Origin of the sequence: Gilliamella intestini (assembly GCF_900094935.1) — a bacterium.
Taxonomy (GTDB): Bacteria; Pseudomonadota; Gammaproteobacteria; order Enterobacterales; family Orbaceae; genus Gilliamella; species Gilliamella intestini.
The window spans coordinates 1-9,570 of record NZ_FMBA01000061.1 but is presented as its reverse complement, the minus strand read 5'-3'; the positions used below and the strand labels follow the sequence as shown (position 1 = coordinate 9,570).

Here is a 9,570-nt window from a genome sequence, read left to right as displayed (position 1 = left end):
AAATTGGATTTATTTCATTCAGACCGCGGTAAAGAGTTTGATAATCGGTTATTAGCGGATTGTTTTAAGACATTTAATATCACGCATTCATTAAGCAGGAAAGGATGTCCTTATGACAATGCGGTAGCGGAAGCGACATTTAAAACAATTAAAACGGAATTTGTAAAAGGCCAACGTTTCAACTCAACGGCTGAGTTACAACGCGCTTTTTCGGCTTATGCTTATTGGTATAATCATAAACGATTACATTCTTCGTTAGGCTACTTGCCTCCCGTTGAATTTAAAAAACACTTACCCCTTAATTTTTTTGTTTGAAAATGTGTTGCCATTCCAGTTTGAAAAATATGTTGCCATTCCACAGAAAAACAATATATTGTTATATAGAAGATTATTATGGAGATATAAAAGATGTTTATAAATATTATGGCTTATCTCCTGATCCTAAAGACACTGTAAGAAAAGGAAGAGTGAAAACACAATGATTCTAAATAAAATGCCTTGTTTTGTTTTGTTTTTTTTTACTTTTTTTACGTTAATAGTTTCAGCTCAAACAGAAAAAGAAGAGTTAGATCAATTAATGCATATATGGGCAGAAAGAGATTTTGCCGAAGAGGTCAGTATTGTTTCTGACTTTTTGAAGAGTAAAGGTTATAAAATTCCAAGCGAAAAAGAGTTTAAAAAAAGAAGCTTGGATTATTTTGGAATTGATGTGGAATCAATAACATTTGATTGCCAATATATGCTTAGCAAATATGATTATAATTGTTTTACTAAAAATGGACGTTTTTTACTGACATATACTGAATCATTTCTGATAAGTGAATATAAAGGATTTGATGTTCCCCTTACTCCTAAGCAGGGTTTAGAGTTATTAAATAGTCCTGATAATGAGTATTCCCCACATCTTATTGCTTATAATAAATTACTTTTTAATGATAATGCTGATACTTTTGTAAAAAACTATTTTTTATCAAATCGGAAGAGTTCGTTGCAAGAGGTTGTGATTTATTTCAATTATGAAAAAAATAGTTTGTTATATGAAGTTTCATTACCTGTATGGGATGACGACCTGAGAAATATGTGGCACTTCATTTTTTATAATAATCCACAAAAAGAATATCGAAAGCGTTTATTAAATGATTTGTATATACAATCTGGTGAATATGTTATTTCAACTTTATTAAAAGTTTTGTCTGATAATTGGTATATTTACCCAAAAGGAATTCCTATTTCAGAAAATAAAAAAATAACGATTACCCCTACATCACAAGATAAAGCTTTATTACATCTAATTAAATTACAAAGCCAGCATCAGAGCAAGGAAACAAGTTTGGTTGATAGCCAACGTAAAGCCTACCAATACCTTGTTAATTTTTACGAAATAGATAATAAACTTGAATCAAGGCTTAAGGAAAATAATTATTATAATATGGGGCTAAAGGTATTAGCTGAAGAACAAAAAGTCATTTCCGAAAGTAAAAATATATTAATAGAAAACCACTATATTACGAAATCAAATGATAATTATATTAATTTCCGCAGCGAACCAAATTCTAAAGCACCAATTGTAAACAAATTATTAAATAATATAGATCTTATTAAAATTAATGCGCAAGGTGAATGGTTATATGTCAAATTAACAGACAATCCTTCAATGAAAGGTTATATTCATCTTAGTCAATTAGAATATAACAATAATAATTAATTGAATGCATATATCAATAACTATAATTAACTAGGTTAAATAATAATGATTAACAAAATAGGAAAGAAACTTATTGTAGTTCTGGTTTTTTTTTCAATAAATGTGTTAGCTAATACAGAATCAGAGTTTGCATCAGCTAATTATTCAGATAAAACCATAAATGTGATTTCAGAACTACTTCAGCAAGAACATTATCAACCACTTAGTTTTGAAGAATTTAAACAAAAAATTGATGATTATTTTGGTTCAGATACTGGCGTTAGCAGGAATAATATTTGTCAAACACATATTGGTGAAGATAACTATTATGGCATAACAAATAATGATAAATTTATTTACCCTTGCTTATTGATAAATCCATTGGTGAATGGAGCATTAGATAATTCAAATAATAAATATGTTCAACAGTTAATTGTTTATAATAAACTACTTTTCAATGATGATGATTTTGCTAAAAAATATATATTAAATCATAAGTATGATTATTTACCTGAAATCGTGATTAACTTTAATTATGAAAATGATGCTTTATTATATGAAACAGTTGTTGTGAATCCATACATTTCCGACGAATATAAATGGCATTTTCTATTTTATAATAACGAGTTAAAAGGATACAGAAAACGCTTTTTAAATGACATACTATTGGATAAAGCTTATTTTCGAGATTTATTGATATCTTTATTTGTTAATTGGAATGTTGAATATAAAGACCTTAAAATGCAAGGAAAAAGGGTGAGAATCCCACAATCGACTAAAGATAAAGCACTAATTCATCTAATTAAATATCGAAGCCAATTACAAAATAATGGTGAAACTTTAGAACGTAGCCAACACTTAGCCTATCAATATTTGACGGATTTTTTTAACAAAGATAATCAATTAAAAGAGAGATTAGAGAAAAATGGATACTATGACATGGGCATAACAGTTTCGGAAGATAAACAAAAAGTAATTTCTTATAGCCATGATGAATTATTGGAAAATCATTATTATACAAAGTCTTCAGAGAAAGTTATTAATTTGTTAAATGAGCCAGATATAAAATCTCCTATTGTTATGAAATTACCAAATAAAACTGATGTGATCAAGTTATATTCAAAATCTATTGATAGAGAAAAAAATCAAGAATGGTTATATGTAGGTTTAGCTAATGATCGAGCAACAAAGGGTTATATACATCTTAGCCAATTAGAATTTAAGGGTAAACATTTTTAATCGCTTATTATAGTTATAGACTACGATGTTAAAGCAATAAAAGATTAAATAGTGATTAGAAAAACAAAAAGATTATCCTCATTTTGAAATTACTTTTGGTTATAAAGCATCGGAATTATTAAAAATAATATAATAAAGGAGAATTAGATAATGAAGGGGATATTATATTTGATAAGCATTAACATTTTATGCTTATCATTCGGATTAAAAGCTGAAGAGATGACACTTGAATCTTTACATGCGACAGAAGGTGCAGTGTTAAATTGTATGAAAAAGCAACTTAATCTTAGGATTTATGGTGAAACATACCGTGCAAAAATTGTTGTTAGTAAAAGAAAAGATTTATTTGAAGTATTATCAAACACTGAATACTACAATATACCAATTGGTTATCATGATGAAAATTTAAAATCTGAAACCGTTTTTACTGTTGAAAGTAAATATTTTATTAAAGATAAGGCAATTATTTCTGCAATATCCCTTGATCCTATGTATAAAAAAAATGCTAGTGATGATTTATCAATTTTATCAGATGCAATAAGTGAAGCTCATGAAAATCAAAAATGTTTATCATGGGATTTTTAGTGAATCATTAATAATATACGTGATTTGTTGTAAAACTTATCAGATAACAATAAAACATAGAACGAGTAGTGAGCATCAATGAAGTCTACTGGAGCATGACGGCTTGATAGCGATAGAGGAAGACAACACAACCAAAGAAAGGATTGATTGTTGTGATTTAGTGCGAGACATGTTGACTGAAAAAACAAATGCGGAATATAGATGGTTTCATTCTAATGGTATTGCTTTAGAGAATAGTTATACAAGATATCATCCAATAAAAGGACGTGATGATCAAAGTATAGCGAGCGTTTGGGTTCATTATGATGTTCGCGTTTTTGAAAGTAATTTTTTAGAAAATCAGTTTTTTGTGAAAACAGTAAAAGATGTCAATGGTAAATATTTAAAAGAGTTAGTTAAAAATTAGGGGTATTAATGGCATGTTTGGATTTCATCTTTATATAATTAAAAAAAATATATCGTTAGCAAAACTTATTTGTTTATTATATATTTTTTTTAATTTTTCATATGTCCACGCAAAAGATATTAATCAAGCTTATTGGATTTTGGATAAATATATAGAAAATGGTGCTCTAATACACAAAAATGATTATAACTCTGATTATTTGAACAATCTACGAGTTAAACTAATTGATAATATCATTTATATTAATAATAATCAGTATAATGTTAGCGTACATCGGACATCTGATATATCCCAATTACTTACAAAAAGTCTAATAGAAAATCCAATTATCAACGAATTTATTTTACCAAGTGGGGATGTAAATTATTTACAATTCGATGATGTTTTAGACGTTGATTTAGCTAAATTATTATTGCCAAAGCATAGATTGATTTTTGGAAAAGAACAGTTATTATTTATAAATGAATCTTTAGTTGCATCTTTTTTAAAACCCAAAAACAAATATTCATTTCAAAAATTAAGTAATAAATTTCCCTCATTAGATTTACCAATTAATTCTCAAAGATCAGGGGATTTTGTTAAGGATGAAAATTATTATAATTATCCTCAAAATATATCAAGAAGTTTTTCATACTATTTAAAATTATTCGATAACGATAGTTTATATGAACAGTTAAATAATTATTTAATTAATTTAAATGGAATAAAGTTACCCCAAATTAATAATACAATAAATCCAATTTTAATAATTGGCACACAAGAAAATGAAGAGGAAATAATTTATCTTTATCTTTTATCAGAACAATTTGATTTTTTAGATAAAATTATATTGTCATCTCTAACTGGCATGACAAGGCATAATTCTGCTACAAATGATTTACCAACCGGATTTATTGGTTATAATATAGACAATAACTATTTTATCGAACGTCGACAACGCTTTGAAGATGAAACCATAGAAGTACAACATTTCCAAGTTACAAAAGAAGGAAAATTTCAAGAGTCACCTGTCACTTCTAATTGCTATATCAAATTTGCCATTAAAGATAAAAATAAACATTCAGCAAAAAGTCTGTTGCTAACTAGTAAACAAGCAAATAACTATTTACGTTTTGATGGCGGAAGATTAGATGAGCTTGATAGTATCACCTTAACCTTAAGTCCTAATGAAAAAAAGCTTTGTGTCAATTATCAACAAGCTTATTCAGTCACCTTTGATAAAGCAAATTCAAAACAATTTTTTGGTAATGAAAAATTATATCAACAGCAAGTAGCAAATTTTAAAAAATATAACATTGATATTAGCCAAGAATTGGAATATGTCACATTTAAAAATATTAATAAAACACCACTATCTAAGTTTTTATTAAATGGTAATCAGGCAATTTATATGAAAAATACATTATTTTTTGTTAGTGAAAATCATTTTATTGCTTACAGACAACCAACAAATGAGGAATTAACCTATCATTAATGATACAAAAGCATTAGTGAGTCACCATGAAATTCACCTTAGCGGACAAACTCCCGGAAAGTGAAAAGACTATCATATTAGTTGAAAAAGAGGCAAGATTAATTCAAGCCTCTAAACCTGATGGAACTTTACCGGCAGGATTGGGGATACAGTTTATCGGCGACGCTAATCATTATTACGTTAAAGTCAAGCCAGAATATACATTAAAGTTATCATCAAACCTTTCTGTTGATGCAACTAAAATGGCGATTAATGGGATAAATGGCACAGTTGAAAATAAGAAGGGTGAAGTTAATAAGCACCGTTTAACGCAGACAGATAAAACGGATCTGATTAACCGTTATCAAGCGAATTACCCTGAATTAACCCTAGCTGATATTCCTGATGAAGTTGAATTAGTGAGTGGTGTTTCGTCATCGAATGATAATAATGATACGGAATTAACGATTTGCTTTGTGGTTGAAAACAAACTGGCAACTAGAAAAAGAACAGCGCATCAAACTCTCGTTATGGTGGAAAAAAGTTGCCGAAGCCCAATCAAAGCAAACAGCAAACACCAAACAAACGGGTGCGAATACCACTACCCCTAAACTGTCTAATCTATCAACTGACGGCAAGGCGTGGTTTATTTATCCAGTGGCGATGGTGGATTATTTTTCAGGCGTAGGCATAGCTACTTATCATATTTATCATGACGGAAAATTGAAAAACATATACCACAAAAAATACTAACAGGATATGAGCAAAAATATAAATACGTTTATCATGATAAGAATAAAAAGATACATGAGTTGGGTATTTTTACTGTTCATGTGACTAAGGCTATGGCGAGAGGAAATATTCCACAAGCACATAATGTGGAATTAATTAATGTTAACGAGTTTGAAAAGGGTTACATTTCATCTGATGGTAGTGTTAAAGCAAAATTTGCAACATTTAATAGTGATAGTCATCGATGGTATATAAATCCTGATTGTTTTGCAGGGTTGCTTGGCGCTATGTTAGAACTAAATGCTGATTATTTAGGCTTTAATGGATTTAGCACTCATGATGCTAAATCTGTTCAGAGCAAATCTCATATAAATGGGGTTGCAGGCGACCTAAGGTATATATCAGAAAATCAAAATGGAGAGAGAACAGAATTAACTGATTCTTTTTTCGATTTTAAAAAACAAGAAGAATTTAATACTGCATTATATAAGTTTGGTTGGGCTAGAACGTCATTAATGTATTCGGAATATTTCACGTATAAAAAACACGCGAATACATTACTAAAACATACAAGACATATGAGAAAAGATCCGCCAAATGGATATAGACATCACCATCATTTACATATATGCTGTTTTGATTTTAGCTTAATTATAAATGTACAGGATTAAAAATGATCAGGTTTCAATTTTTCTATATATGCATTTTATTAATCTCGTTTTTTTCTTTTGCAGAAGATAAAAATAAAGATTTTAATAATATCCTTTATGAATTTAAAGGATATTCAAAAAAAACATCTTCCTATCATTCTTTGAAAGACTTTTTTGCGGATAATAATCAAATATATGATGAAAAGAATCCAATAAATGCGCTTTTTGATCCCAACACACCTTTATTAAGTATGGTTGAACATAGAAAACCTTACACAGGTAAAGCTATATTATTTAAAAAGCTTCCGCTTGATAACAATCTAAATGTGTTCCTTTTTGCTTATTGGGATCATAATGATCAAGATTCATATTATAACCTTCCAACTCTTGAATTACAGATTTTTGATAAGAGTAATAAACTGATTAGCAAAATGATTGTTGTGGATGGTGCACAAGCAGAGTGCTCAATCAATAAAAGAACACGTATTTATAAAAATAAGAAATTTGAAATAATAGAATCAGAGTATTGCATTGATATAGAAACAGACAAGCTTATGACTGAACAACATAAGGTAAGTTATTATTTTATTGATGATAAAGGTAATATTAATTGAATAATTAGGTACTTTCTTCATCACTTTTATTAGCTTATATTAAATAATATCCTAATAAAAAAGAACACGATTTATTAAGATGTTGAATTAGGCATAAATAGCATTAAGGATAGTTAACAATGAAATTTTTTGAACGGTTTATCATTATCTGCCTATTATCATTATTTAGTGTAAATATGGCATTTTCAGAAAATTTAAATAGCGATTTACGCTACTATCATAAAATTAAATTACCTTATTCCTCTAATGAATTAAAAAAATATTATTATTGGGGAGAACACGGCTTGTATCTTTCCCCTAATATGCCATTTCCATTAAGATTTACCAATAAAGAATTTTCATTTAAGCCAAAGTTATTTGAAGATCTTACTAAAACAACTTTTTATTTTCCTCATTGCTATTTTTATCATAAGAACATTTTATATAAAGGCATTATCCAAATGGCTATAGGTGAAAATGATGAAAAAGTTTTTACTTTTCAGATATATAGTTATGATAATAACGGAAATTTGTTGGATACAATACTTTTGTACAAAATTAAAAATGGCGAAATATCTTATTGGAATGATTTTGTAATAAAGCCTGATGGCAAAATATTAATTAAACAACATCAACAACAAAATCTTTTTGAACCCGATGAAAACCCAAAAGATAAAAAAGTTTATACAACAGAAAACAAATATCAAATGAGTTCTTCTGGCATTTTTAACACAATAAAGGATTAAGTAATGAAAAATTTATTTTTTATTAATATAGTGTTATTTTTATTTAGTTTTTGCTGTTATAGTCAGGAAATTGATGTTATTGAGAACTATAAAGGTAAATCTTTTCTTAACTCGATAGATATCTCTAAAATAACAAAAGATTGCGAAAAAACTGATAATTTTTGGCATATTACAAATACTGAACGAGAAGAAATACTTGAGCGTTGTCCAATTAATCAAATGGCCTCATATTTTAATAATTTATATGAAATTATTAGAAATAATATTGTTATATATGATGTAAATGATTTAAAGCTTACTATTAATAAAAAAATCTATAATAAAACCGTTAATAATAAAATATATCCGGTTAAAGAGCTTAACTTATCCATTTTTCATAAAGGAAACTTTAAAGATAAAATTACATTGGCAAATAGTTCTTATGATGTTGAAGGTTATTATTGGTTAAGTAATCAATACTATTATATTTCGCCTAGTAAAGATGTTTATTTATTATTGGTCAAAGATATTGATACTAGTGTAAAACCAATATTCTGGAAGCATTATCAAATAGATGAAAAAGACTTACAATTTCAACTTAAAGAGTTATTAATTGACGAAGGTTATAAATATCAAATTACTTACCCCGATCAATTCAAAATCCTCGAAGGTTCGCTTGAAACATCAAAATTTCAAATTAATAAACTAAAAAATTGTTATCAAGAAGAATACTCGACTAGTTGTAGTATAGATTCCTATCGTTACTATCATGACCTTTTATCTCAAAAAGTCATATCGCTTAAGGATAAAAAAACTAATTTTAATGAATCTATAGACAAAATAGATAAACAAATTAATGAAATATGTTTATTAATACCTGCTCCTAATTATTATTATGAAACTGAGGGATTTACTTATAACATTACAAAATGTTTAACAGAACAATTAAACAAAAAGATAGAAAAGTTAGCCCAAACATTATTAGAGTGAAATGAAATTATATGGCATGGTGGGGAAACCATAATCCGTAAAATTAGTAATTGTGATGTACCGGCGGTCTTAGTTGTTGAAAATGGCGATGATGATGCCCCACATAAAGGCTATGTCAAATTAACCTCAGTGACATCATCAACTTTAGAGCCAGGAAAGTTAGATAAAATTGTGGTATTAAAAGAGCCGGTTCCAATAAAGAAAGGCGATTTTATTGGATATATAGGACACAATGTGAGTCAAAGCAAGCGTTTTGACGAGCCTAAAGAAGCGCCGTTATCGAACATGAAACGGGCATTAGATACCAACTTACCACAACTGGCACACGTTGAAGTATTTACCTGTGATGATTTACCAGCGTTTATTACTAAAACCCGCACCTTAGCGGACAAACTCCCGGAAAGTGAAAAGACTATCTTATTAGTTGAAAAAGAGGCAAGATTAATTCAAGCCTCTAAACCTGATGGAACTTTACCGGCAGGATTGGGGATACAGTTTATCGGCGACGCTAAT

At 28.4% G+C, this 9,570-nt stretch carries 11 protein-coding genes and 1 pseudogene; all 12 read left to right on the top strand.

Annotated elements, in window-relative coordinates:
- Positions 1-315 (top strand): integrase core domain-containing protein (locus GA0061080_RS11045; protein ID WP_141683150.1); only part of this gene is annotated, 315 nt, incomplete at its 5' end.
- A 163-nt stretch (positions 316-478) separates the two neighbouring features.
- Positions 479-1,705 (top strand): SH3 domain-containing protein, encoded by a 1,227-nt coding sequence (locus GA0061080_RS11040; RefSeq protein WP_091125586.1) that lies wholly within the window; start codon positions 479-481, stop codon positions 1,703-1,705.
- A 45-nt stretch (positions 1,706-1,750) separates the two neighbouring features.
- Entirely contained in the window at positions 1,751-2,923 is a 1,173-nt protein-coding gene (locus GA0061080_RS11035; protein ID WP_091125582.1) for a hypothetical protein, read from the top strand.
- A 168-nt stretch (positions 2,924-3,091) separates the two neighbouring features.
- Positions 3,092-3,508 carry a hypothetical protein gene (locus GA0061080_RS11030; protein ID WP_141683149.1) on the top strand — a complete coding sequence of 139 codons (417 nt, stop codon included), beginning with the start codon at positions 3,092-3,094 and terminating at the stop codon, positions 3,506-3,508.
- A gap of 103 nt (positions 3,509-3,611) precedes the next feature.
- On the top strand, positions 3,612-3,914 hold the full coding sequence (locus tag GA0061080_RS11025; protein WP_141683148.1) for a hypothetical protein: 303 nt from the start codon (positions 3,612-3,614) through the stop codon (positions 3,912-3,914).
- 13 nt (positions 3,915-3,927) lie between these two features.
- Positions 3,928-5,388 (top strand): hypothetical protein, encoded by a 1,461-nt coding sequence (locus tag GA0061080_RS11020; protein ID WP_091125571.1) that lies wholly within the window; start codon positions 3,928-3,930, stop codon positions 5,386-5,388.
- A gap of 26 nt (positions 5,389-5,414) precedes the next feature.
- Positions 5,415-5,978, top strand: a complete 564-nt coding sequence (locus tag GA0061080_RS11015; protein WP_091125567.1) for a hypothetical protein — start codon at positions 5,415-5,417, stop codon at positions 5,976-5,978.
- A gap of 201 nt (positions 5,979-6,179) precedes the next feature.
- Positions 6,180-6,770, top strand: coding sequence for a hypothetical protein (locus GA0061080_RS11010; protein WP_091125564.1), 591 nt, complete (start codon positions 6,180-6,182; stop codon positions 6,768-6,770).
- 2 nt (positions 6,771-6,772) lie between these two features.
- On the top strand, positions 6,773-7,363 hold the full coding sequence (locus GA0061080_RS11005) for a hypothetical protein (protein WP_091125560.1): 591 nt from the start codon (positions 6,773-6,775) through the stop codon (positions 7,361-7,363).
- Positions 7,364-7,482: 119 nt separating this feature from the next.
- Entirely contained in the window at positions 7,483-8,088 is a 606-nt protein-coding gene (locus GA0061080_RS11000) for a hypothetical protein (protein ID WP_091125557.1), read from the top strand.
- 3 nt (positions 8,089-8,091) lie between these two features.
- Positions 8,092-9,057, top strand: coding sequence for a hypothetical protein (locus tag GA0061080_RS10995; RefSeq protein WP_091125554.1), 966 nt, complete (start codon positions 8,092-8,094; stop codon positions 9,055-9,057).
- Positions 9,058-9,186: 129 nt separating this feature from the next.
- Positions 9,187-9,570, top strand: a pseudogene (locus GA0061080_RS10990) (hypothetical protein); the annotation flags it as partial.